This is a genomic window from Streptomyces incarnatus, from assembly GCF_001027185.1.
GTDB classification, from domain to species: domain Bacteria; phylum Actinomycetota; class Actinomycetes; order Streptomycetales; family Streptomycetaceae; genus Streptomyces; species Streptomyces puniciscabiei.
The window spans coordinates 2783343-2806035 of the sequence record NZ_CP011497.1; the positions used below are offsets into that span (position 1 = coordinate 2783343).

Below are 22693 nucleotides of genomic sequence, written 5' to 3' on the forward strand. Positions count from 1 at the left end.
GCCCGTGCGCCCCACCGCCGCCCTCTCCGCCCTCCTCACCGCCGTTCTCGCCGCCACCGCCCTCACGGCGTGCGGCAACGGATCCGGCAGCAGCCCGAACACGCTCAAGGTGTCGTACAAGCAGTCCACGGACAACTCCGTGAAGGTGATGGACACCTATCTCGCCGGGATCAAGAAGGAGTTCGAGAAGAAGTACCCGGGGAAGAAGGTCGAGTTCGTCCCCATCAAGGCCCCGGACTCCGAGTACTACACCAAGCTGCAGCAGATGCTGCGATCGCCGAGGACCGCCCCGGACCTCGTCTACGAGGACACCTTCCTCATCAACTCCGACATCACCAGCGGGTACTTGAAGCCTCTCGATCCCTACCTCGCCACATGGCCGGACTGGAACCAGTTCATCGGCACCGCGAAGGCGGCGGCGAAGGGGCAGGACGGGAAGACGTACGGCGTGCCGGACGGGACCGACACCCGCGGACTGTGGTTCGACAAGCGGATCTTCAAGCAGGCCGGACTGCCGCTGAACTGGCAGCCGAAGAACTGGGACGACGTCCTCGCCGCCGCCCGGACCATCAAGCGGAAGGTGCCCGGCGTCACCCCGGTCAACGTCTACACCGGCAAGCCGGGCGGGGAGCGCTCCACCATGCAGGGGTTCGAGATGCTCCTGTACGGCACCGGCGACGGCACCTCCGACCCGCTCTACGACAGCACGGCGAAGAAGTGGATCACGGCAGGGCAGGGCTTCAAGGACTCGCTGAAGTTCGTGGAAACCGTGTACAAGGAGAGGCTCGGGCCCGACGTCTCCGACGCCCTCGACCCCAACTTCGCCACCACCGTCAACGGCGAGCTGCTCCCCCAGGGCAAGCTCGGCATCGACCTCGACGGCTCCTGGCTGCCGCAGGAGTGGCTGCCGGGCAGCGGGCACGAGTGGCCGGACTGGTCGAGGCAGTTGGGCCTCGCGTACATGCCCACCCAGCACGGGCAGGCGCCCGGCAAGGTGAGCATGTCCGGCGGCTGGACCTGGGCCATCCCGGCCAGGGCCGCCCACCCGGACCTCGCCTTCGACTTCATCAGGACACTGCAGACCGAGGCGAACGCCAAGAAGTGGTACATCGCCAACTCGGGCATCTCGCTGCGCAAGGACGTCGCCGCCGACCCCGCCTACGCCACCGCCCAGCCCGGCATCAGGTTCTTCACCGACCTGGTGTCCAGCACGCACTACCGGCCCGCGTATCCGGCGTACCCGAAGGTGTCGACGGCCATCCAGGAGGCCATGGAGGGCGTGACGACCGGGGACCGGTCGGTGGAGAAGGCGGCGAGCGGGTACGACGACACGCTCAAGGACGTGACCGGCGGCCAAGTGGTCCGGAAGTGAGGCCCCACCGCCGGATCGGCCGCGCGCTCCCGCTCGCACCCGCCCTCGTCCTCCTGCTGCTCTTCCTCGCCGGGCCGATCGCCTACTGCGTCTGGATCGCCTTCACCGACCTGCAGCTGACCGGTCAGGCACACTCCTCGTTCACCGGGTTCGCCAACTTCCGGCGCGCCTTCCAGGACGACGCGTTCCTGAACGCCGTCTGGCTGACCCTGGTGTTCACCGTCCTGTCCTCGCTCGTCGGGCAGAACACGCTGGGACTGGCCCTGGCCGCGCTCATGAAGCGGGCCTCGAAGCCGGTGCGCACGTTCACCGGCGGGGTCGTGGTCACGGCCTGGGTGCTGCCGGAAGTCGTCGCCGGGTTCCTGCTGTACGCCTTCTTCCGGCGGGAGGGCACCTTGAACGCCATCCTGGACTGGCTGCATCTGCCGCGCCAGAACTGGCTGTTCACGCTCCCCATCCTCGCCGTGTCCTTCGCCAACGTCTGGCGCGGTACGGCGTTCTCGATGCTCGTCTACTCCGCCGCGCTGGACGGGATACCCGCCGAGATCACGGAGGCCGCCGAGGTGGACGGGGCCGGCGGATGGCGGCGCATGTGGCACATCACCCTGCCGATGATCCGGCGGTCCATCGGCACCAACCTGATGCTCAACACCCTGCAGACGCTCTCCGTCTTCGGGCTGATCTGGGTGATGACCCGGGGCGGGCCGGGGAACAAGAGCCAGACGCTGCCCCTGTTCATGTACGAACAGGCCTTCCAGAACAGCATGATCGGGTACGGCACCGCGGTCTCCCTGCTCCTGCTGCTCGTCGGATCCCTCTTCTCGGTCGTCTATCTGCGGTTGCTGCGGACGGAGGTGTGATGTCCCGGAAACGCGCGTCCCGGCGGTTCGCCGCCGACGTGTCGCTCCTGCTGGTGGCCGTCGCCTTCGCGCTGCCCCTCGCCTGGGTGGCGCTGTCCTCCGTGGATCCCCACGCGGACCTCAGGGTGCGGATCCCGGACGGATTCACCTTTGGCAACTTCGACGCGATCCTGACCCCGGACATCACCTACACCCCGCTGCTCAACAGCCTGATCCTGTGCGGCGGCGGCACCGCGCTGACCGTCGCCTGCGCCGCCCTCGCCGCGTATCCGCTCTCCCGGTTCCGTTCCCGCCTCAACCGGCCGTTCCTGCTGTCGATCCTGTTCGCGACGAGCCTGCCGATCACCGCGATCATGGTGCCGGTGTACGCGCTGTTCGTGCGGGTGAACCTGATCGACACCCTGCAGGGCACGATCCTGTTCTTCGCCGCCTCCCAACTCCCGTTCGCGATCTGGCTGATGAAGAACTTCATGGACGGGGTGCCGAAGGAGCTGGAGGAGGCGGCCTGGACGGACGGGGCGTCCTCGCTGCAGTCCCTGGTCCGGATCGTGCTGCCGCTGATGGGGCCGGGGCTCGCCGTCGTCACGGTGTTCTCGTTCGTGATGATGTGGGGGAACTTCTTCGTGCCGTTCATGCTGCTGCTCACCCCGGACCAGATGCCGGCCTCGGTCAGCATCAACGACTTCTTCGGCAACCGGGGCATGGTGGCGTACGGCCAGCTCGCCGCGTTCTCCGTCATCTACTCGACGCCGGTGATCCTTCTGTACGTCCTGGTCGCACGTCGGCTGGGCGGTGGTTTCGCGCTGGGCGGGGCGGTCAAGGGATGAGCCGTAAGGGTGGTCCGTCCGTTACATACCGAACGGCCGGAACTGTACGTTCCGACAATCCGTGATCCTGTCCGAACGGACCGTAGCCATCCCGTCACCGCGCCCCTAGGTTGTGCGAGGTGCGCCAACCCTCAGCTCCCCCCTTCAACGCCCCGGCGGCCCGCCGGCTGCGCGCCGCGCTCGGCATGGGCCCCGAGCACGTCGCGTACGGCATGCGGGCCTCGTACGGGCTGCCGTACGTCACACCCGATCTGGTGATCGCCTGGGAACGCGGCTCCGCCGCCCCCAGCCACCCCGAGCTCACCGCGCTGGCCGGGGTGCTGTGGTGTTCCCCGGGCGAGCTCCTCGGCCGGCCGCAGACCCTGCGTGAGCACCGCATCGCGCGGGCCGTCGCGCCCGAGGACGTCGCCCGCGCCGTGGACATGGACCTGCGCACCTATCTGCGCATGGAGGACACCGGGCAGTGGCGGGGCAACGAGCGCCAGTCGGCCGCGCTCGCCCGGGTCCTGGATCTCGCGCTGCCCGACTTCGTCGCCGTCACCGGCCGCGAGGCGAAGCTCGCCGACCTGCTGCACAGCGCGGTGACCACCCGCTGGCAGGCCTATGTGCGACCGGTGCGCAAGATGGTGCCCCTGGACGCGGGCGTCCTCGAAAAGGTGCTGGAGCAGCTCTACGAGGACTACCAGGGCCACATGGCCGCCACCCTCAGCTGGGGCGGCGGCAGCAGAAGCGCGAGCGAGGCCGGGCGGGAGTTCCTCGACGGGATCGTGGAGAACTTCTGGAACGGCGTGGCGGACAGGACGGTCTGAACGACCAGGACGGTCAGACGATCAGGAGGGTCCAGGCGATCAGGACGGTCTAGAAGACCGACTCGGCCTCGTCCATGCGGTCCTTCGGCACCGTCTTCAGCTCGGTGACCGCCTCCGCGAGCGGCACCATCACGATGTCGGTGCCGCGCAGCGCGGTCATCTTCCCGAACTCGCCGCGGTGCGCGGCCTCGACGGCGTGCCAGCCGAAGCGGGTGGCGAGGACGCGGTCGTAGGCCGTGGGCACGCCGCCGCGCTGCACATGGCCGAGGATGACCGGCTTGGCCTCCTTGCCGAGGCGCCGCTCCAGTTCGTACGCCAGCGCCGTACCGATGCCCTGGAAGCGCTCGTGGCCGTACTGGTCGATCTCGCCCTTGCCGTAGTCCATGGTGCCCTCGGCGGGGTGGGCGCCCTCGGCGACGCAGATGACCGCGAACTTCTTGCCGCGGGAGAAGCGCTCCTCGACCATCTTGACCAGGTGGGCGGGGTCGAAGGGCCGCTCGGGCAGGCAGATGCCGTGGGCGCCGGCGGCCATGCCGGACTCCAGGGCGATCCAGCCGGCGTGCCGGCCCATGACCTCGACGACCATCACCCGCTGGTGGGACTCGGCCGTGGTCTTCAGGCGGTCCATCGCCTCGGTGGCGACGCCGACGGCGGTGTCGAAGCCGAAGGTGCGGTCGGTGGAGGAGATGTCGTTGTCGATGGTCTTGGGGACGCCGACGACCGGGAGCCCTGCGTCGGAGAGCATGCGGGCCGCGGTCAGCGTGCCCTCGCCGCCGATCGGGATCAGCGCGTCGATGCCGAACTCCTCGACCATGTCGGCGGCGCCGTCGCAGGCCTCGCGCAGCCGGTCGCGCTCCAGGCGGGAGGAGCCGAGGATGGTGCCGCCGCGGGCCAGGATGCCGCTGACCGCGTCCAGGTCGAGGGTGCGGTAGTGCCGGTCGAGCAGACCCCGGTAGCCGTCCTCGAAACCGATGACCTCGTCGCCGTACTGCGCCACCGCCCGGTGCACGACCGACCGGATCACGGCGTTCAGGCCGGGGCAGTCGCCGCCTGCGGTGAGAACTCCGATGCGCATCGTGCTGTGTCTCCTGCTCGCTGTCGTATGCCGGTGAGCCAGTGTCGATTGTTCCACGTCCGCCGGGGCACTGAGCCACTTGACGGGCGCCTTATCCGGAGCCAGGGGTATTGTCAAGAGGGTTCCGCTCACCTCGGTGGGCGATTTTTGCGACCCAGGCATACGCAGACCCAGACATGGCGTAGACCCGGACATGACGGAGTCGGGCAGACGAGACGGATCGGAGTGCACACGTGACGCGCAGCGTGTACGTGACCGGGATCGACCGCGGTGACGGCCGCCAGGTCGTGGAGCTGGGAGTGATGGAGCTCCTGACCCGGCAGGTCGACCGGGTGGGCGTGTTCCGGCCGCTCGTGCACGACGGCCCGGACCGGCTCTTCGAGCTGCTGCGCGCGCGGTACCGCCTCTCGCAGGATCCGGCGACGGTCTACGGCATGGACTACCACGAGGCGTCCGCGCTGCAGGCCGAGCAGGGTACCGACGAGCTGGTCTCCGCGCTCGTCGACCGCTTCCACCTGGTCGCGCGTGACTACGACGTCGTCCTCGTCCTCGGCACCGACTTCGCCGACACCCAGCTGCCGGACGAGCTGTCCCTGAACGCGCGCCTCGCCAACGAGTTCGGCGCCTCGGTGATCCCGGTGGTCGGCGGCCGCAGGCAGACCACCGAGTCGGTGCTCGCCGAGACCCGCAACGCCTACCGGGCGTACGACGGCCTCGGCTGCGACGTGCTGGCCATGGTCGCCAACCGGGTGGCCCCCGAGGACCGGGACGAGATCGCCGGGCGGCTCGCGGACCGGCTGCCGGTGCCCTGTTACGTCGTGCCCGACGAGCCGGCGCTGTCCGCGCCGACCGTCTCCCAGATCGCCCAGGCCCTCGACGCCAGGGTGCTGCTCGGCGACGACTCCGGACTGGCCCGGGACGCCCTCGGCTTCGTCTTCGGCGGCGCGATGCTGCCCAACCTGCTCGGCGCCCTGACCCCCGGCTGCCTGGTGGTGACCCCGGGCGACCGGGCCGACCTGGTCGTCGGCTCGCTGGCCGCGCACAGCGCCGGCACCCCGCCGATAGCCGGCGTGCTGCTCACCCTGAACGAGGTGCCGAGCGAGGAGATCCTCACCCTCGCCGCGCGCCTCGCCCCCGGCACCCCGGTGCTCTCCGTGACCGGCAACAGCTTCCCCACCGCCGAGCAGCTGTTCTCCCTGGAGGGCAAGCTGAACGCGGCCACCCCGCGCAAGGCGGAGCGGGCGCTCGGCCTGTTCGAGCGGTACGCCGACACCGCCGACCTGGCCCGCCGGGTCTCCGCGCCGAGCGGCGACCGGGTCACCCCGATGATGTTCGAGCACAAGCTGCTGGAGCAGGCCCGCTCCGACAAGCGGCGGGTCGTGCTGCCGGAGGGCACCGAGGAGCGGGTGCTGCACGCGGCCGAGGTGCTGCTGCGCCGCGGGGTGTGCGACCTGACCCTGCTCGGGCCGGCGGACCAGATCCGCAAGAAGACCGCCGACCTCGGTATCGACCTCGGTGACACGCAGCTGATCGACCCGGCCACCTCCGAACTGCGCGACGCGTTCGCCGAGAAGTACGCGGCCCTGCGCGCCCACAAGGGCGTCACGGTCGAGCTGGCCTACGACCTCGTCTCGGACGTCAACTACTTCGGCACCCTGATGGTCCAGGAGGGCCTGGCCGACGGCATGGTGTCGGGGTCCGTGCACTCCACGGCGGCCACCATCCGGCCCGCCTTCGAGATCATCAAGACGAAGCCCGATGCGTCGATCGTGTCGTCCGTCTTCTTCATGTGCCTGGCCGACAAGGTGCTGGTCTACGGCGACTGCGCGGTCAACCCGGACCCGGACGCGCAGGCGCTCGCGGACATCGCCGTCCAGTCGGCGACCACGGCCGCGCAGTTCGGCGTGGAGCCCAGGATCGCGATGCTGTCGTACTCCACCGGCACCTCCGGCTCGGGCGCCGACGTGGACAAGGTGCGCGAGGCCACCGAGCTGGCCCGCGCGCGCCGGCCCGACCTGAAGATCGAGGGGCCGATCCAGTACGACGCGGCGGTGGAGCCGTCCGTCGCCGCGACCAAGCTGCCGGACTCCGACGTGGCCGGGCAGGCGACGGTGCTGATCTTCCCGGACCTCAACACGGGCAACAACACCTACAAGGCCGTACAGCGCTCGGCCGGCGCGATCGCCGTCGGACCGGTCCTGCAGGGACTGCGCAAGCCGGTCAACGACCTGTCCCGGGGCGCGCTCGTCCAGGACATCGTCAACACCGTCGCCATCACGGCGATCCAGGCCCAGACGCCCGCCAACTGACCACAGCCCGCCCACCGACCACAGAGAGCATGACCATCACCGTGACCGCGACCCGTGTCCTCGTCCTCAACTCCGGCTCCTCGTCGGTGAAGTACCAGCTGCTCGACATGCGCGACGCGAGCCGGCTGGCCGTCGGGCTGGTGGAGCGCATCGGCGAGCAGACCTCCCGGCTCAAGCACACCTGCCTCACCTCCGGCGGCACCCGCGAGCACACCGGCCCGATCGCCGACCACGACGCCGCGCTGAAGGCGGTCGCCGAGGAGCTGAGCCGGGACGGCCTGGGCCTGGACTCGCCGGAACTGGCCGCGATCGGGCACCGGGTGGTGCACGGCGGGATGTTCTTCACCGAGCCCACCGTCATCGACGACGAGGTGCTCACCGAGATCGAGCGGCTGATCCCGGTCGCCCCGCTGCACAACCCGGCCAACCTGACCGGCATCCGCACCGCCCAGGGGCTGCGCCCCGACCTGCCCCAGGTCGCCGTCTTCGACACCGCGTTCCACACCACGATGCCGGAGCCGGCGGCGCGCTACGCGATCGACCCGAAGATCGCCGACCGGCACCGCATCCGCCGCTACGGCTTCCACGGCACCTCGCACGCGTATGTCTCGCGGGAGACCGCGCGGCTGCTGGGCAAGAACCCGTCCGAGGTCAACGTGATCGTGCTGCACCTGGGCAACGGCGCCTCGGCGTCGGCGGTGGAGCGGGGCCGGTGCGTGGACACCTCCATGGGGCTCACTCCTTTGGAGGGGCTGGTGATGGGTACGCGCTCCGGTGATGTGGATCCGGCCGTCATCTTCCATTTGGCCCGGGTTGGGGATATGTCCATGGACGAGATCGACACTCTTCTCAACAAGAGGAGCGGTCTGTTCGGTCTGTGCGGGGACAACGACATGCGGGAGATCCGCCGCCGGATCGACGAGGGTGACGAAGCGGCCGCTCTCGCGTTCGACATTTACATTCACCGGCTCAAGAAGTACATCGGCGCCTATTACGCCGTGCTCGGAAAGGTCGACGCGGTCGCCTTCACGGCGGGAGTCGGCGAGAACGCGGCGCCCGTGCGGGAGGCGGCGATCGCGGGCCTGGACGGGCTCGGCCTGTCCGTCGACCCGGAGCTGAACGCGGTGCGCTCCGGCGAGGCCCGGCTGATCTCGCCCGGCGGCGCGCGGGTGGCGGTGGCCGTGGTGCCGACGGATGAAGAACTGGAGATCGCGACGCAGACCTACGCACTGGTCGGAAAGAACAACTGAATAGCAGCACCTGAGCAGCGCGGCACTCATTTGTATCTTCCGCCAGACGGAATATTCCGTTGCGAAACAAACCGATAGGATCGCCCCATGCGCCGTTCGAAAATCGTCTGTACTCTCGGCCCCGCGGTCGACTCCCACGAGATGCTCGTCGCCATGATCGAGGCGGGCATGAATGTGGCCCGGTTCAACTTCAGCCACGGCTCCCACGCCGAGCACCAGGCGCGGTACGACCGCGTCCGGGCCGCGTCCAAGGAGACCGGCCGCCCCATCGGCGTCCTCGCCGACCTGCAGGGCCCGAAGATCCGCCTGGAGACCTTCGCCGAGGGTCCGGTCGAGCTCGAGCGGGGTGACGAGTTCGTCATCACGACCGAGGACGTGCCGGGCGACAAGAGCATCTGCGGTACGACGTACAAGGGGCTGCCGGGCGACGTCTCGCGCGGCGACCAGGTCCTGATCAACGACGGCAACGTCGAGCTGAAGGTCCTGGACGTCGAGGGCCCCCGGGTGAAGACGATCGTCATCGAGGGCGGTGTCGTCTCCGACCACAAGGGCATCAACCTGCCCGGCGCGGCCGTCAACGTGCCCGCGCTGAGCGAGAAGGACGTCGAGGACCTGCGCTTCGCCCTCCGCATGGGCTGCGACCTGGTCGCGCTGTCCTTCGTCCGGGACGCCAAGGACGTGCAGGACGTGCACCGCGTCATGGACGAGGAGGGCCGCCGGGTCCCGGTCATCGCCAAGGTGGAGAAGCCGCAGGCGGTGGAGAACATGGAGGACGTCGTGATGGCGTTCGACGGTGTGATGGTCGCCCGCGGTGACCTCGCCGTCGAGTACCCGCTCGAGAAGGTCCCCATGGTGCAGAAGCGCCTGATCGAGCTGTGCCGGCGCAACGCCAAGCCGGTGATCGTGGCGACCCAGATGATGGAGTCGATGATCACCAACTCCCGCCCGACCCGCGCCGAGGCCTCCGACGTGGCCAACGCGATCCTGGACGGCGCGGACGCGGTCATGCTGTCGGCCGAGTCCAGCGTGGGCGCGTACCCGGTCGAGACGGTCAAGACCATGTCGAAGATCGTCCAGGCGGCCGAGCAGGAGCTGCTCTCCAAGGGCCTGCAGCCGCTGGTGCCGGGCAAGAAGCCGCGCACCCAGGGTGGTTCGGTGGCCCGCGCGGCCTGCGAGATCGCCGACTTCCTCGGCGGCCGGGGCCTGATTGCCTTCACCCAGTCCGGTGACACCGCGCGCCGCCTGTCCCGCTACCGCGCGGTCCAGCCGATCATCGCCTTCACCACGGACGAGAACACCCGCAACCAGCTCACCCTCAGCTGGGGCGTGGAGCCGCACGTCGTGCCGTTCGTGAACACCACGGACGAGATGGTCGACCTGGTGGACCAGGAGGTCGCCCGGCTGGGCCGCTTCGACGCGGGCGACACGGTCATCATCACCGCCGGCTCGCCCCCCGGCGTCCCCGGCACCACCAACATGCTCCGCGTCCACCACCTGAGCACGCAGAACAACTGACGGGCTCCGTAAGGGCCTTGTACGGCACTGAGGGCGCCCCCTGGAGCAGGGGGCGCCCTCAGCTGTGTGCGGCTCCCGAACGGGCTTTGCAGGACCGGTCAGTCGGTCGTGTACACGTGCATGCCGGGCACGTGCAGGTTGCCGCCGAACTGTGCCGCCTGGACCACCTTGACGTTGGTGAAGTAGATCAGCGGCAGGTTCAGCGGGGGCGGGCTGTCGGGCGTGAACGTCATCGGGATCAGGCCGAAGAGGTTGCCCGAGATGCTCTCGGTGTACATCGTGGTGGCGCCGCCCCGGATGGTGGACGTCGACCCGCCGGCCGCCTGCACGTGGTAGGTCTTGCCCGAGAGCTTGTCCTTCACCGTCTGGTGCAGGTCGCCGATGTCCGTGCCGTCGGAGATGACGTACTTCAGCACCTTCTTGGTGGTGCCGGAGGCCGTCCTCACCTCCACGATGCCCTGGTAGTCGGCGCCCTTGAGCAGCAGCGAGCTGGCGCTGAGGTACCAGGGGTCGTCCGCCACCGGCACCTTGTTGTCGACGCCGCCCTGGTCGGTCGTGGCCGCCGGACAGTTCTGCGCCGAGGCGGAGGAGCTCGCCGACGGGCTCGGGGTGGCGGAGGCGGCCGCGTCCTTGACCGTCTTGGTGGCGTCCTGGGCCGTCTTGGAGACGGTGTCGGTGGTCTTCTGCACCGTGTCCCCGACCGTCTTGGTGGCCTTGGAGACGGTGTCGCCCAGGGTGCCGGTGGCCTTGGTGCCGGACGACGACGTACCCGACGGGGTCGCGGAGTCCGAGGACGCGCTCGCCGACGGGGTCGCGGACGGCGTCGGGCTCGCGGACGAGCCGGCGGAGTCCGAGCTGCCGCCGCCGAGGATGCCGCCGAGCGTGTCGCCGATGGCGCCCAGCAGACCGCCGCTGCTCTTGGACGCGGACGGGGTGGGCGTGGCCGTGGCGCCGCTGGAGGACGACGAACCCGGCGAGCCGGAGCCCGAGTCCGAGCCGGACGAGCCGGAGGTCGCGGACGGGGTGGGCGTGGCCTTGTCGCCGGAACCTGAATCCGGCGAAGAGGTCTTGCCCGTGTCCCCGGACTGGGAGTCCTTCGATGCGCTGGCCGAGGGCGACGGCGTGGCCGTGTCGGCGCTCTTCGAGGCGGACGGCGAGGGCGAGGACGAGGGGTCCTTGGAGCTGTCCAGCGCCTTGACGCAGTCCTTGTACTCGTCCGCCGTCAGGCTCTTGGCCGTGGTCGACGGGGACGGGCTGCCGTTGCCGGCCGCGAGGGCCAGCGAGGATGTGAAGCCCATGCCCATCAGCACCGCCGTCGGCATCGCCACGGAGGCGATCGCCTTGCCGGCCGGCATGTGGAACCTGGTGAACAGCGGCTTCCTGGGGGCCGCGTGTCGGGGCCCGGTTCTCGCGCGGGACCCGTCCACATCGGTCCCGCGGGTCACCTCGTCAGCCGGCACTGTGCCTCCCGTTCGCCCCGTTGGCCGGGCTCGTTCCTGACAGGTCGTTCTTCTCCAGCGCGTCCGGGTACTGCTGCGGCAGCTCCGCGGTCTGCGGGGCACCGCCCTCGCCCGGGGCGGCCCCGGCCGGCGGCTGCGGCTGCGGCGGCGCGCCCGGCGCCCAGGCCACGGCCATCGCTCCGCCGATGAGGGCGAAGAGGAAGCCCATGACGAAGCCGCCGAAGTTGGACACGGGGATGGACACCAGCGCGAGGAGGATCGCCGCGACGCCCGCGAAGGTGCGCACGTGCTTCTGGAACCAGAGGCTGATGCCCAGGACGATCAGCAGCACGCCGATGATCAGGGACCCGGCTCCCGCGGTGGTCGCCATCGCCAGCGTGAGGTGTCCGATCTGGAGATGGGCGTACGGGAAGTACATGATCGGAAAGCCACCGAGCATGACGAACAGTCCGGCCCAGAACGGACGCGAGCCCCGCCAGGCGCGGAACTGCAGCCTCCGGCGGGTGAACTGGCCGGGTGCGGCGGCAGAGATCTCGGCGCTCATGGAAAACAGCTCCCTGGTGCGGCGTTGCTGTGGTGGTGATGTGTGCCGCGTGTGAAAACGCGGCCGGAGTGACACGGGCGGGGGCGCCGATGGCTCCCCCGCCCGTCACCGAGTGCTCAGTAGCACTCGTGCGTTCCCGTCTGCAGCGACATGTGCAGACCGCTGAGCTTGAAGGTTCCGGCCGTGGTCGCCCAGGCCGTCTGCTTCACGTCGGTCAGCGTGGCCGAGTCGGCCTGCTGCGCGAACCCGTACGGGTTGGCCTGCTCGCCGCCGCCCTTCATGCCGGGACCCTTGCTGGCGTCCTTGCCGGCCACACCGATGTCGATGTTGTTGAAGGTGGCGTCGGCGTTGAGGTCGGCGACGTCGATGTAGAGGTTGTCAGCCTCGACCGGCTTGTCGGCGCCCGCCTTCAGGACCAGGCTCACCGAGCCGAACAGCGGGATGTTCGGCGTGACGACGGACTGGCACATGTTGCTGATCGAGGCCGACTTGAAGCCCGAGACCGCAACCGGGTGCGCCGTCTTCTGCCCGTCGAGGGTGTACCCGCTGTCGATCGCGCCGTACTGCTCGAAGCCCTGACCGACGAGCTTGTCGGCCGTGACCTTGAACGACTGGCCCGACACGCTGAACGACGCCGCGAGAGCGCCCTGCGCGAGGGCGACACCTATGCACGCCGTGGCGGCCACGCTGGGCACCATGACCACAGCGAACCGCTTCCATCTGGTCCCGCCACGCACCTGGGACTCCATATTTCCTCCTTCTCGGACGTACATCTCCTGGCCCGGACCTCGCCCCGGAACGGGGGCTCAGCCAGGCAGGGATGGGAGAAGTGCTACGTCCTCGGGAAGGAGAGCGCCCGCGCTCGGTGGCGCGAACCGCGCCCGAATCACCGGCGATCACCCCCGAGCGACAACCACTGGTCGCGCCTGACACGCATCACGCACAACCTTGCTGGACAGGCTTCGCCGGGTGGACGAAGACCCCCCTGCCCTAGAGCCGGCGCCACTGCCGCCGGCTCTGCTCGGTGGGGACCCAGAGTCTCCCGTGACCCGACCGGCTGCCGGGGTGCGGGAATGGACCGAGCGTCGCCGATCGTGGTGCATTCTCGGCCTGGGCACAAGGGGGTTCGTTACTGGCTAGTAACGGCCGGATAACCGGAGTACGACCGACCGGTCTCGGAGTGCGACGCTCGGTGGCATCCAAGGGCAGAGCAAAGCCGTTGATCGCTGGACAAAACCAGACAGACCAACGGCTTCGATTTACTCCGAGTAACAGGTCGCACGATTACCAAGATTTGGTAAAGCCGAGTCACCGCGACGACTCGTCGGCAAACCTTTCACCCCGGCATCACAAGCCGCGGCGTTTAGCGACTGGTCAGAACAGCGCGCGCGCGAGGGCCCTTCGTGCGCCCACCACACGCGGGTCCTCGGGCCCGACGACCTCGAACAGTTCGAGCAGTCTGCGCCGCACGGTGTCCCGGTCGTCACCCAGCGTGCGCTGCACGGTCTCGATCAGCCGCCCGAAGGCGTCCTCGACATGCCCGCCGACCAGATCCAGGTCCGCGGCGGCGATCTGCGCGTCGACGTCCTTCGGCCGCTCCGCGGCCTCCTGCCGGACCTTCTGCGGGTCGAAGCCCTGCACCCGCTGCAACAGCTCCGCCTGTGCCAGGCCGAGCTTGGCCTCCGGGTGGGCCGGGTCCTCGGCCAGCACGTTCTTGTAGGCCTGGATGGCGCCGCCCAGGTCGCCCGCGTCCAGCGCGTCGGCGGCGGCGTTCAGCGCCGCGTCGTACGGCCCCGCCTGCTCCGGCGCGGGGGCCTGGCCGGGCCGGGCGTCCGGGTCGACGGCCAGGCCGGTGATGCCGAACCGCTGCTCGGCGACCTGCACCAGCTGGTCCAGGGTCTGCCGGATCTGCTGCTCGCCGGCCGCTCCCTGGAACAGCGGCAGCGCCTGTCCGGCCACAACGGCGAACACGGCCGGGATGCCCTGCACCCCGAACTGCTGCATCAGCATCTGGTTGGCGTCGACGTCGATCTTGGCGAGGAGGAAGCGCCCGTCGTACTCGACCGCCAGCCGCTCCAGGACCGGGCTCAGCTGCTTGCAGGGCTGACACCACTCGGCCCAGAAGTCGATCACGACGGGCACTTCGGCGGAGCGCTGGAGGACGTCCCTCTCGAAGCCCGCCTCATCGACGTCGATGACGAGATCGGCCGGGGCGACGGCCCCCGTGCCGCCCTGCCGGGCGGCCTCGGCGCGCGCCTGCTCGGCCTTGGCCTTGGCCTCCTGGGCCGCCTTCACCGCGGCGAGGTCGACGACGCCGCTCATGGACATGTTCCGTGGCTGCATGCGTCTATCCTCCCCCGTTACCGCGTCGGAATGAAAAAGTGTCGTGAGCGGGCGCCGGGTCCCCACCCCACGCCCCCTTGGGTCACCGCTCGCGTACGCCTCGTGTACGTCCATCACGAGCCTCGGCGAGCTTTCGCTACGAGTCGTAGCGTAATGCCATGCGGACCCCTCGCGACACCACACGCCGGTGATCTCCCTCACGACCGCACAGTTCCCGCCGGTTATGGTCGAGGGATGCAGAGCCGCACTCCCGCCAGCCGTACCGGGCGCCCGCGCAGCGCCGCCGCGGACACCGCGATCCTGGCCGCGACGCGGGAGGCGCTGGTGGAGCTGGGCTGGTCGAAGCTCACCCTGGGGGACGTGGCGACCCGGGCCGGGGTGGCGAAGACGACCCTGTACCGCCGCTGGGCCGGCAAGCCCGAGCTGGTGTGCGACGCGGTGGCGGAACTCTTCGACGAGCTTCGGCTCCCCGACCGCGGCAGCCTGGCCGCCGACATCGAGGGCGTGGTCCTGCAGTTCGCGGCCATCCTGGCCCGTCCGGAGGCCAAGAGTGGCCTGATGGCGGTGGTCGCCGAGTCCACCCGCGACGACGCCCTGCGCGAGCGCATCCGCGCCTCCATCGTGGAACGCCAGATGCGCCTGGTCCTCGAGGGCCGCGCCCGGGCCCAGAGCCGCGGCGAACTCCCCCCGGAGCCCGACCCCGCGGAGTCCGCCCGCACGGTGGACCTGATCTTCGACATGGTCGCGGGCGCGGTGGTCCACCGAACCCTGGTGAGCGGCAAACCGGCGGACGAGGAGTGGGTACGAAGCTTCACGCGGGTACTGCTACTGGGGCTGACCTCCCCGCCGACCGAGCCGGAACCCCGTACGGCCACCTCACAGCCGACCGAGTCGGGTGGTGGGTGGGCATAGGCCCGGGGGTCCAGGGGGCGGAGCCCCCTGGTACGCCCGCACCGGGCAACGGTGCCTAGAAACCGGCGGGCTCGGTGTACACGCCCCACTCCTCCCGCAGCACCCCGCAGATCTCGCCCAGCGTCGCCTCGGCCCGCACCGCGTCCAGCATCGGCTCGATCATGTTGGAGCCGTCCCGAGCCGCACCCAGCATCGCCTCCAGCGCGGAGCGCACCGCGGCCTCGTCCCGCCCCGCCTTGCGCTCACCGAGGACCCGGACCTGCTCCCGCTCCACCTCGTGGCTGACCCGCAGGATCTCCAGATCCCCGGTGACCGACCCGGTGTTCACGTTGACCCCGACGACCTTCTTGTCGCCCTTCTCCAGCGCCTGCTGGTACCGGAACGCGGACTCGGCGATCTCGCCCGTGAACCAGCCGTCCTCGATACCGCGCAGGATCCCGGAGGTGATCGGACCGATCGGGTGCCGCCCGTCCGGGTGCGCCCTGAGGCCCCGCTCCTTGATCTGCTCGAAGATCTTCTCCGCGTCGGCCTCGATCCGGTCGGTCAGCTGCTCGACGTACCACGAACCGCCCAGCGGATCGGCCACGTTGGCGACCCCGGTCTCCTCCATCAGCACCTGCTGGGTGCGCAGCGCGATCTCCGCGGCCTGCTCGCTCGGCAGCGCGAGGGTCTCGTCCAGCGCGTTGGTGTGCAGCGAGTTGGTCCCGCCGAGGACCGCCGCCAGCGCCTCCACGGCCGTACGGACGACGTTGTTGTACGGCTGCTGGGCCGTCAGCGACACACCGGCGGTCTGCGTGTGGAACCGCAGCCACTGCGCCTTGTCGCTCCTCGCGCCGTACACGTCCCGCATCCAGCGGGCCCAGATGCGGCGCGCCGCACGGAACTTGGCGATCTCCTCGAAGAAATCGACGTGCGCGTCGAAGAAGAAGGACAGACCGGGGGCGAAGACGTCGACGTCCAGCCCGCGCGAGAGCCCCAGTTCCACGTACCCGAAGCCGTCCGCCAGCGTGTACGCCAGCTCCTGCGCGGCCGTCGCGCCCGCCTCACGGATGTGGTAGCCGGACACGGACAGCGGCTTGTAGGCGGGGATACCGGCGGCGCAGTACTCCATGAGGTCGCCGATCAGGCGCAGATGCGGCTCGGGCTGGAAGAGCCACTCCTTCTGCGCGATGTACTCCTTGAAGATGTCGGTCTGCAGCGTGCCGTTGAGCACCGACGGGTCCACGCCCTGCCGCTCCGCGGCGACCAGGTACATGCAGAAGACGGGCACGGCCGGACCGCTGATGGTCATCGACGTCGTCACATCGCCCAGCGGGATGCCCTTGAACAGGACCTCCATGTCGGCGGCCGAGTCGATGGCCACCCCGCAGTGCCCGACCTCGCCGAGCGAGCGCGGGTCGTCGGAGTCGCGGCCCATGAGCGTCGGCATGTCGAAGGCCACGGACAGGCCCCCGCCGCCGGCGGCCAGGATCATCTTGTACCGCTCGTTGGTCTGCTCGGCGTTGCCGAACCCGGCGAACTGGCGGATGGTCCAGGTACGCCCGCGGTAGCCGGTCGGATGGAGCCCGCGCGTGAAGGGGTACTCCCCGGGCCAGCCGATCCGCTCGAATCCCTCGTACGTGTCGCCCGGTCGGGGCCCGTACACCGGCTCCACGGGATCGCCGGAGAGCGTGGTGAAGTCTGCGTCGCGCTTGCGCGCGGCGTCGTAGCGGGCCTGCCAGCGGCGGCGGCCCTCCTCGATGGCGTGAGCGTCCATACCATCGAATTTACTTGGACGTCCTAGTAAATGTCGATGGCTGACCGCCGTACGGTGTCCGTACGACGGTGTGACGACGGTCGCCCTTACGCCTTGGCGACGGCCGGGGCCTGGTCGGCGACCCTGGCCTCCAGCTCGCGGCTGATCTTCCGCTCGACGAAGAAGGCGGCGGTGGGGATCGTCCCGGCGAGCAGCACCCACAGCTGCTTGCCGATCGGCATCTTCGTCTTCGAGCCCAGGTCGAAGGCGACGACGAGGTAGACGACGTACAGCCAGCCGTGGGCGATGGCGACGACCCGGGTGACGTCGGCGGCACCGCTGATGTCCAGCCCGTACTTCGCGATCATGCTCAGGCACAGCAGGACCAGCAGGACACCGGTGGTGTAGGCCATGACGCGGTAGCGGGTCAGCACGCTCTTCTTCATGCAGACGAGCGTAACCACCCGTTCCGGGAGATCTTGCCCGGGGTCGGGGTCACCCGTCCCCGGCGTCACTCGTCCTCGAAGTCGTGCGCCGCGACCCGCAGCGGACGCAGCATCGCGAAGATCTCCGCGCACTCCTCCGCGTCGTACACGCCGAGCCCGAAGTCCATCGCCATCAGGTCCCGGGTGGCCGCGTCGACCACCTCGCGGCCCTTGTCGGTGATGACGGCGAGGGTGCCGCGGCCGTCGTTGGGATTGGGGCGCTTGGCGACCAGCCCGGACCTCACCAGCCGGTCGACGGTGTTCGTCACCGAGGTGGGATGCACCATCAGCCGCTCGCCGATCTTGGACATGGGCAGCTCGCCGGCCTTGGAGAAGGTGAGCAGCACCAGTGCCTCGTACCGCGCGAACGTCAGTCCGTACGGCTTGACCACCGCGTCGACCTCGGCGAGCAGGATCTGCTGGGCCCGCATGATCGAGGTGATCGCGGCCATGGACGGCACGTTTCCCCAGCGCTGCTTCCAGAGCTCGTCCGCACGGGCGATGGGGTCGAAGGGGAGGCTGAGTGGCTTCGGCACGTCATCAGACCCTACCGGCCAGTCATATTCCGGGCAGCCCTGTCTCGGCTTTCGGTCTCCTGCCCGCCTCCCGGTCCCTCTTTCGTGGCCCGGGCCGCCGCGGCCAGCCCGCAGCAGCACAGCACCCCCGCCACGCCGGCCCCGGCCACCGCCGTACGCACGCCGGTCGTCTGCGCCACCACACCGGCCAGCGCCATGCCCACGCCCTGCACCGTCATCAGCCCCGCGCTCAGCACGGTCATGGCCCGCCCGCGCAGCTCCGGAGGCACGGCCCGCACGAACCACTGGTCCAGGCCCAGGGTGTACGCCGACCCGGCCCCGGACAGCAGCAGGAGCACCAGGGAGGCGGTCAGGCCGGGACGCAGGGCGTAGCCGAGGTACGGCAGCAGGGTCAGGCAGAGCAGCGGCAGGGCGACGCGCTCGCGGGCCTTCGGCCCCAGCCCGGCCCCGGCGAACAGCTCGCCGGCCACCGTGCCGACGGGCAGCGCGCACATCAGCAGGCCGAGGCCCGCGGAACCGCTGCCCAGCTCGTCGGCGTACGGCGCCGCCAGCGCCTCGGGTACGACCGAGAAGGCCGCCGGGAGCCAGAACGCGAGCAGCAGAACGCGCACGCGGCGATCGGCGAACAGCCTGCGCGGGCCGGGCGGGGTGTCCGTGTCCCGGCGCGTGCGGGCGGGGCGGTGCCGGGTGCCGTGGCGCAGCAGCGCGGCGGAGGCGAGGAAGGTGCCGACGGTGATCAGCAGGGCGTGGCGCGGGCTGACGGCGGTCAGCAGCAGGCCGCCGAGGCCGTAGCCGACGAGCAGGGCGCTCTGGGCGACGATCCGCAGCAGGGAGCGGCCGAGGACGAACAGGTCGCCCTCGCCGAGGACGTCGGCCAGCGTGGCCATGCGGGTCCCGGCGAACACCGGCGCGACGACGGCGAGCCCGCAGCGCAGTGCGAGCAGCAGGCCGATGCCGGTGCCCGGGAGCGTCATCAGGGCCACGCAGCCCGCGCACACCAGGTCGCAGACGACCAGCACGTGCCGGGCCGGGAAGCGGTCGGCGAGGGGTGCGAGGAGGGTGCCGCCGACGGCGTACGGCAGGAAGCCCAGCGCGAAGGTGAGCGCGCTCAGCAGGGGCGAGCGGGTGAGGTCGTAGACGAGGACGGAGAGCGCGATCTCGCTGACGATCACGCCGAGCATCGACAGCACGTGCGCGGCGAAGACGGCCCGGAACTCGGGCACGGCGAGGACACGGCCGTAGCCGGCGGACGCCGGGGCGGCCCGGGTGGGTGCGGACATGCCGGGCAGCGTGCGCGAAGGTGGGCGGACGGCCGTAGAGTTTCGGCTCCAGCCGAATCTTCCCGGGGGTGTGCATGGCGTCGAGGCTGCACTTCGGCGACGACGACTTCCTGCGCTGCCGGTTCGCGATCTCCCCGCTGTGGGAGACGCAGGAGGCGGTGCGCACCCTGAAGCGGCCCGACCGGCACGCCTATCAGGCGCCCTGGCTGCGGCGGATCAGGGACGCGGCGGCGGGGCTCGACCTGGCTCCGCTGTGGCTGCTGATGCCCCGGCGCGGGCACTCGCCGGACTGGCTCGGGGCGCCGCCGATCGGGCCGGCCGCCACGTTCGAGGAGGAGATCGCGGCCGTACGGGCGTCCGACCCGGAAGCGGCCCGCGAGGACACCGCCCTCTCCCTGGCCTGCACGCCCGGTGCGCTGGACTCGTCGCGGGGCCGCGCGTGGCTCGCGGATCCGGCCCGGATGATCCGGGAGCTGGCGGACGCCGTCGAGGAGGCCTGGCGGGTGCTGATCGCCCCGGACTGGCCCCGGCTGCGGGCGCTGCTGGAGGCGGACGTGGCCTTCCACTCCCGTCGCCTGGCCGAGGTGGGCCTCGGCACGCTGCTGCCGGAGCTGGACCCCCGCCTGTCCTGGGACGGCCGCACGCTGACCCTCGCCCAGCACACCGAGCACACCCGCGACCTGGCCGGCCAGGGCCTCGTCCTGATGCCGAGCGTGTTCTCCTGGCCCGACGTGGTCACCGGCTTCGAGCCCCCGTGGCAGCCCACCGTGGTCTACCCGGCCCGGGGCACCGCGGGTCTGTGGACCGAGCCGGCCGAACGGACACCAGGGGCGCTGGTACGGCTGCTGGGGCGGAACCGCGCCGAGGTGCTGACCGCACTGGACGAACCGGCGACCACCACGGCCCTGGCCCACCGGCTGGGGCTGGCCGCGTCCTCGGTCTCGTCCCATCTGACGGTGTTGCGCGACGCGGGCCTGCTCACGGCCCGTCGCTACGGCCACCAGGTCCTGTACGAGAGGACACCACTGGGGATGGCACTCACCGGCTCCGGGTAGGCCGACCGGCAGCCCACAGCACCACCGTCACGCCATCCGTACGGCCTCAAGCCTCCGCAGCACCCGGGGCGTACGTGCCTGAGTCACCGGCGCCCGCAGGCACCGCCGAGCCGCGGGCGTCCCCGCGGCCGGCGCCTTGAGGACCGCGAGCGACCCGGCGACCACCAGCACCAGCGGGCACAGATACGCCACGGTGTCCGCGAAGGAGCCGAAGAGCCGCAGCAGGGACTCCAGCCCCAGTCCGGTCAGGCACACCGTGAGGACAACCGCGCGGACCGCGAGTTCGACGAGCCAGTTGACCAGGGCCCGCTCGGGAGTGATCCCCCGCTCCAGCCACAACCGGAGCCGGTCGAAGGACCACCCCGTCGCCCAGCCCGTCAGCGGCCGGAGCACCAGACGGTCGGCGACCGCCCCGAACGCGCCCCCGCGTGCGCGGTACTCGTACCCGGTGAGCAGGCGCACGCCCTGCGCGTCCGGCACGTAACGCCAGTAGGCGCTCGCCTCGGCGATCGGGGAGAGCGGGTGCGAGGAGGAGAAGCGCAGGGCGCACACGCGCGTGCCGTCGGGGCGGTCCCGCTCACCGGCGGCGACGCCGGCGCCGGGCACGGTGAAGAGCGGCAGCACACGCCAGGTGCAGGTGAAGCGCCGCGGCTCGCCGGCCACGGGCGGCAGGGGGGCGATCGAGGCGAAGCGGAGGTCCCAGCGCAGGCGCGTGACGGGATCCTGGGTGCGCGCCCACACCTCGTCGAGGTCGGCGCGTATGTGTGTCTCTCGGTAGAGACCCATGGTGTTCCCCCAGGCCAGAACGTGAAGTTGAGCGATCGCTCGGATGATTCGGATGATCAGGAGGGGAACGTACACCTCCGCCTGCGACCGCTCAAAAGGGGGCCGACTACCCCGCCAGATACCGTTCGACGGTCTCGACCTTGGAGGTGAGCCCGTCGGTCACGCCGGGGCGGATGTCGGCCTTGAGGACGAGCGACACGCGCGGGGCGCGCGCCTCCACGGCGGCGACGGCGCGCTTGACGACGTCCATGACCTGGTCCCACTCGCCCTCGATGGAGGTGAACATGGCGTCGGTGCGGTGGGGCAGGCCCGACTCGCGGACCACGCGGACGGCGTCGGCGACGTACTCCCCCACGTCCTCGCCGACGCCGAGGGGCGTCACGGAGAAGGCGACGATCACGCGTTCACGATCCCTTCCTTGCGGGCGCGGGCCGCGATCACGGCGTCCTCGGCCTCGCGGCGCAGGGCGCGCTCGATGATGAAGCCGCCGAACGGGATGATCGAGTAGGCGAAGTAGAGGGCCGCCTTGCCCTTGTTCCACTTGGCGCGGTTCCAGGCGTCGGCCCAGAAGATCACGTAGAGGATGAACAGCACGCCGTGGATCGGGCCCAGCACCGGGGCGACGTTGACCCCGGAGTCGACCGTGTACTTGATGACCGTGCAGGTCGCGAGAACGATCCAGGAGATGCCCTCCGGCACGGAGATGAGGCGGAGGCGGCGGATGGCGGAGGCTGTCTTGAGGTCCACTGGTCACCTTCGGTGGGAGAGACGTCCACAATTTGTGAACGGAAGCACAAGCGCCCCCCATTGTGGCAAACGGCGGCCCTAGGGGTCGGCTCAGGGTCCGTGTCCACCCAGGGGCCCTGTTCGGTCCACCCGCGGCGCCGCTACTTTCGCTGCGTGGCGATGTTCCGACTGCAAGGCAGCAAGGTGCTCGCCGTCGACATGACCGGGGACGCCGTGAAGGCGAAGAACGGCTCGATGGTCGCGTACGACGGGCAGATGAGCTTCAAGAAGCTCACCGGTGGGGGTGAGGGGCTGCGCGGGATGGTGACCCGGCGGCTCACCGGCGAGCAGATGACGGTGATGGAGGTGAAGGGGCACGGCACGTGCTGGTTCGCGGACCGGGCCTCGGAGATCAACCTGGTCGCTCTCCAGGGCGACAAGCTGTACGTGGAGTCGAGCAACCTGCTGGCGACAGACGCGGGGCTGCGCACGGGCACGACGTTCACGGGGCTGCGCGGCGCCTCGCAGGGCAACGGTCTGTTCACGACGACCGTCGAGGGGCACGGGCAGGCGGCGCTCCTGTCCGACGGGCCGGCGGTGGTGCTCCGGGTCAGCCCGCAGTACCCGCTGATCGTCGACCCGGGTGCCTATATCGCCCACCAGGGCAGCGTCCGGCAGTCCTTCCAGTCCGGCGTGACGTTCCGCACGTTCCTCGGGGAGGGCGGCGGCGAGGCCTTCCAGATCCGCTTCGAGGGCGACGGACTGGTGTACGTGCAGCCGAGCGAGCGGAACACGATCGCGGGGGATCTGTAGC

At 70.4% G+C, this 22693-nt stretch carries 22 protein-coding genes; 10 read left to right on the plus strand and 12 right to left on the minus strand.

Annotated elements, in window-relative coordinates; genetic code table 11:
* The first annotated feature begins 4 nt into the window (after positions 1-4).
* From ABB07_RS12195 to ABB07_RS12210, 4 genes are all read left to right on the plus strand, one after another.
* Positions 5-1372, plus strand: a complete 1368-nt coding sequence (locus tag ABB07_RS12195) for an extracellular solute-binding protein (RefSeq protein WP_425264710.1) — start codon at positions 5-7, stop codon at positions 1370-1372.
* Entirely contained in the window at positions 1369-2232 is an 864-nt protein-coding gene (locus ABB07_RS12200; protein WP_208898740.1) for a carbohydrate ABC transporter permease, read from the plus strand. Before ABB07_RS12195 ends, ABB07_RS12200 begins: the two co-directional genes overlap by 4 nt.
* Entirely contained in the window at positions 2232-3059 is an 828-nt protein-coding gene (locus tag ABB07_RS12205; RefSeq protein WP_208898741.1) for a carbohydrate ABC transporter permease, read from the plus strand. The genes ABB07_RS12200 and ABB07_RS12205 overlap by 1 nt, the downstream gene beginning before the upstream one ends.
* Positions 3060-3178: 119 nt before the next feature.
* Positions 3179-3868 carry an XRE family transcriptional regulator gene (locus tag ABB07_RS12210; protein ID WP_244189333.1) on the plus strand — a complete coding sequence of 230 codons (690 nt, stop codon included), beginning with the start codon at positions 3179-3181 and terminating at the stop codon, positions 3866-3868.
* A 49-nt stretch (positions 3869-3917) separates the two neighbouring features.
* Here the strand turns inward: ABB07_RS12210 and ABB07_RS12215 are convergent, their stop codons facing one another.
* On the minus strand, positions 3918-4943 hold the full coding sequence (locus ABB07_RS12215; RefSeq protein WP_208898743.1) for an ATP-dependent 6-phosphofructokinase: 1026 nt from the start codon (positions 4941-4943) through the stop codon (positions 3918-3920).
* Positions 4944-5176: 233 nt separating this feature from the next.
* Between ABB07_RS12215 and pta the strand changes: the two genes are divergently transcribed.
* From pta to pyk, 3 genes are all read left to right on the plus strand, one after another.
* A complete protein-coding gene (gene pta / locus ABB07_RS12220; protein WP_208898744.1) occupies positions 5177-7252 on the plus strand; it encodes a phosphate acetyltransferase in 2076 nt (691 codons plus the stop codon).
* A 41-nt stretch (positions 7253-7293) separates the two neighbouring features.
* Complete coding sequence (locus tag ABB07_RS12225) at positions 7294-8502, plus strand: acetate kinase (protein ID WP_208903402.1); 1209 nt, start codon at positions 7294-7296, stop codon at positions 8500-8502.
* 87 nt (positions 8503-8589) lie between these two features.
* Entirely contained in the window at positions 8590-10017 is a 1428-nt protein-coding gene (gene pyk / locus ABB07_RS12230) for a pyruvate kinase (RefSeq protein WP_208898745.1), read from the plus strand.
* Positions 10018-10115: 98 nt separating this feature from the next.
* Here pyk and ABB07_RS12235 read toward each other — a convergent pair whose 3' ends face one another.
* From ABB07_RS12235 to ABB07_RS12250, 4 genes are all read right to left on the minus strand, one after another.
* On the minus strand, positions 10116-11477 hold the full coding sequence (locus ABB07_RS12235) for a hypothetical protein (RefSeq protein ID WP_208898746.1): 1362 nt from the start codon (positions 11475-11477) through the stop codon (positions 10116-10118).
* Positions 11467-12021, minus strand: coding sequence for a DUF6114 domain-containing protein (locus tag ABB07_RS12240; RefSeq protein ID WP_208898747.1), 555 nt, complete (start codon positions 12019-12021; stop codon positions 11467-11469). Before ABB07_RS12240 ends, ABB07_RS12235 begins: the two co-directional genes overlap by 11 nt.
* Positions 12022-12137: 116 nt before the next feature.
* Complete coding sequence (locus tag ABB07_RS12245) at positions 12138-12770, minus strand: DUF6230 family protein (RefSeq protein WP_208898748.1); 633 nt, start codon at positions 12768-12770, stop codon at positions 12138-12140.
* A 625-nt stretch (positions 12771-13395) separates the two neighbouring features.
* Positions 13396-14364: a tetratricopeptide repeat protein gene (locus ABB07_RS12250; RefSeq protein WP_208898749.1), complete on the minus strand. Its 969-nt coding sequence runs from the start codon at positions 14362-14364 to the stop codon at positions 13396-13398.
* A 234-nt stretch (positions 14365-14598) separates the two neighbouring features.
* Between ABB07_RS12250 and ABB07_RS12255 the strand changes: the two genes are divergently transcribed.
* A complete protein-coding gene (locus ABB07_RS12255; protein WP_208898750.1) occupies positions 14599-15276 on the plus strand; it encodes a TetR/AcrR family transcriptional regulator in 678 nt (225 codons plus the stop codon).
* A 55-nt stretch (positions 15277-15331) separates the two neighbouring features.
* Here the strand turns inward: ABB07_RS12255 and icmA are convergent, their stop codons facing one another.
* The 4 genes from icmA to ABB07_RS12275 form a co-directional block, all read right to left on the minus strand.
* Complete coding sequence (icmA, locus tag ABB07_RS12260) at positions 15332-17032, minus strand: coenzyme B12-dependent isobutyryl-CoA mutase large subunit (RefSeq protein ID WP_208898751.1); 1701 nt, start codon at positions 17030-17032, stop codon at positions 15332-15334.
* An 86-nt stretch (positions 17033-17118) separates the two neighbouring features.
* Complete coding sequence (locus ABB07_RS12265) at positions 17119-17457, minus strand: DUF3817 domain-containing protein (protein ID WP_208898752.1); 339 nt, start codon at positions 17455-17457, stop codon at positions 17119-17121.
* A gap of 65 nt (positions 17458-17522) precedes the next feature.
* A complete protein-coding gene (locus ABB07_RS12270) occupies positions 17523-18032 on the minus strand; it encodes a MarR family winged helix-turn-helix transcriptional regulator (protein ID WP_208898753.1) in 510 nt (169 codons plus the stop codon).
* A gap of 11 nt (positions 18033-18043) precedes the next feature.
* The gene (locus ABB07_RS12275) at positions 18044-19312 is read right to left on the minus strand and encodes an MFS transporter (RefSeq protein WP_208898754.1); all 1269 of its coding nucleotides are present in this window, start codon (positions 19310-19312) and stop codon (positions 18044-18046) included.
* Between the two features lie 74 nt (positions 19313-19386).
* Between ABB07_RS12275 and ABB07_RS12280 the strand changes: the two genes are divergently transcribed.
* Positions 19387-20367, plus strand: a complete 981-nt coding sequence (locus ABB07_RS12280) for an ArsR/SmtB family transcription factor (RefSeq protein ID WP_208898755.1) — start codon at positions 19387-19389, stop codon at positions 20365-20367.
* A gap of 27 nt (positions 20368-20394) precedes the next feature.
* Here ABB07_RS12280 and ABB07_RS12285 read toward each other — a convergent pair whose 3' ends face one another.
* From ABB07_RS12285 to ABB07_RS12295, 3 genes are all read right to left on the minus strand, one after another.
* Positions 20395-21153, minus strand: coding sequence for a hypothetical protein (locus ABB07_RS12285; RefSeq protein ID WP_208898756.1), 759 nt, complete (start codon positions 21151-21153; stop codon positions 20395-20397).
* 106 nt (positions 21154-21259) lie between these two features.
* A complete protein-coding gene (locus ABB07_RS12290; protein WP_208898757.1) occupies positions 21260-21553 on the minus strand; it encodes an MTH1187 family thiamine-binding protein in 294 nt (97 codons plus the stop codon).
* Complete coding sequence (locus ABB07_RS12295) at positions 21550-21900, minus strand: DUF3817 domain-containing protein (RefSeq protein WP_208898758.1); 351 nt, start codon at positions 21898-21900, stop codon at positions 21550-21552. Before ABB07_RS12295 ends, ABB07_RS12290 begins: the two co-directional genes overlap by 4 nt.
* A gap of 159 nt (positions 21901-22059) precedes the next feature.
* Here ABB07_RS12295 and ABB07_RS12300 point away from each other — a divergent pair, with 159 nt between their 5' ends.
* Complete coding sequence (locus tag ABB07_RS12300) at positions 22060-22692, plus strand: AIM24 family protein (RefSeq protein ID WP_208903403.1); 633 nt, start codon at positions 22060-22062, stop codon at positions 22690-22692.
* Position 22693: the final 1 nt, after the last annotated feature.

Bases quoted from the DNA above. Each gene is read 5' to 3' on its own strand.
- ABB07_RS12205 (WP_208898741.1), top strand. From the start codon at position 2,232: ATGTCCCGGAAACGCGCGTCCCGGCGGTTCGCCGCCGACGTGTCGCTC.
- ABB07_RS12215 (WP_208898743.1), bottom strand. From the start codon at position 4,943: ATGCGCATCGGAGTTCTCACCGCAGGCGGCGACTGCCCCGGCCTGAAC.
- pyk (WP_208898745.1), top strand. From the start codon at position 8,590: ATGCGCCGTTCGAAAATCGTCTGTACTCTCGGCCCCGCGGTCGACTCC.
- ABB07_RS12240 (WP_208898747.1), bottom strand. From the start codon at position 12,021: ATGAGCGCCGAGATCTCTGCCGCCGCACCCGGCCAGTTCACCCGCCGG.
- ABB07_RS12245 (WP_208898748.1), bottom strand. From the start codon at position 12,770: ATGGAGTCCCAGGTGCGTGGCGGGACCAGATGGAAGCGGTTCGCTGTG.
- ABB07_RS12250 (WP_208898749.1), bottom strand. From the start codon at position 14,364: ATGCAGCCACGGAACATGTCCATGAGCGGCGTCGTCGACCTCGCCGCG.
- ABB07_RS12255 (WP_208898750.1), top strand. From the start codon at position 14,599: ATGCAGAGCCGCACTCCCGCCAGCCGTACCGGGCGCCCGCGCAGCGCC.
- icmA (WP_208898751.1), bottom strand. From the start codon at position 17,032: ATGGACGCTCACGCCATCGAGGAGGGCCGCCGCCGCTGGCAGGCCCGC.
- ABB07_RS12265 (WP_208898752.1), bottom strand. From the start codon at position 17,457: ATGAAGAAGAGCGTGCTGACCCGCTACCGCGTCATGGCCTACACCACC.
- ABB07_RS12275 (WP_208898754.1), bottom strand. From the start codon at position 19,312: ATGTCCGCACCCACCCGGGCCGCCCCGGCGTCCGCCGGCTACGGCCGT.
- ABB07_RS12280 (WP_208898755.1), top strand. From the start codon at position 19,387: ATGGCGTCGAGGCTGCACTTCGGCGACGACGACTTCCTGCGCTGCCGG.
- ABB07_RS12285 (WP_208898756.1), bottom strand. From the start codon at position 21,153: ATGGGTCTCTACCGAGAGACACACATACGCGCCGACCTCGACGAGGTG.
- ABB07_RS12300 (WP_208903403.1), top strand. From the start codon at position 22,060: ATGTTCCGACTGCAAGGCAGCAAGGTGCTCGCCGTCGACATGACCGGG.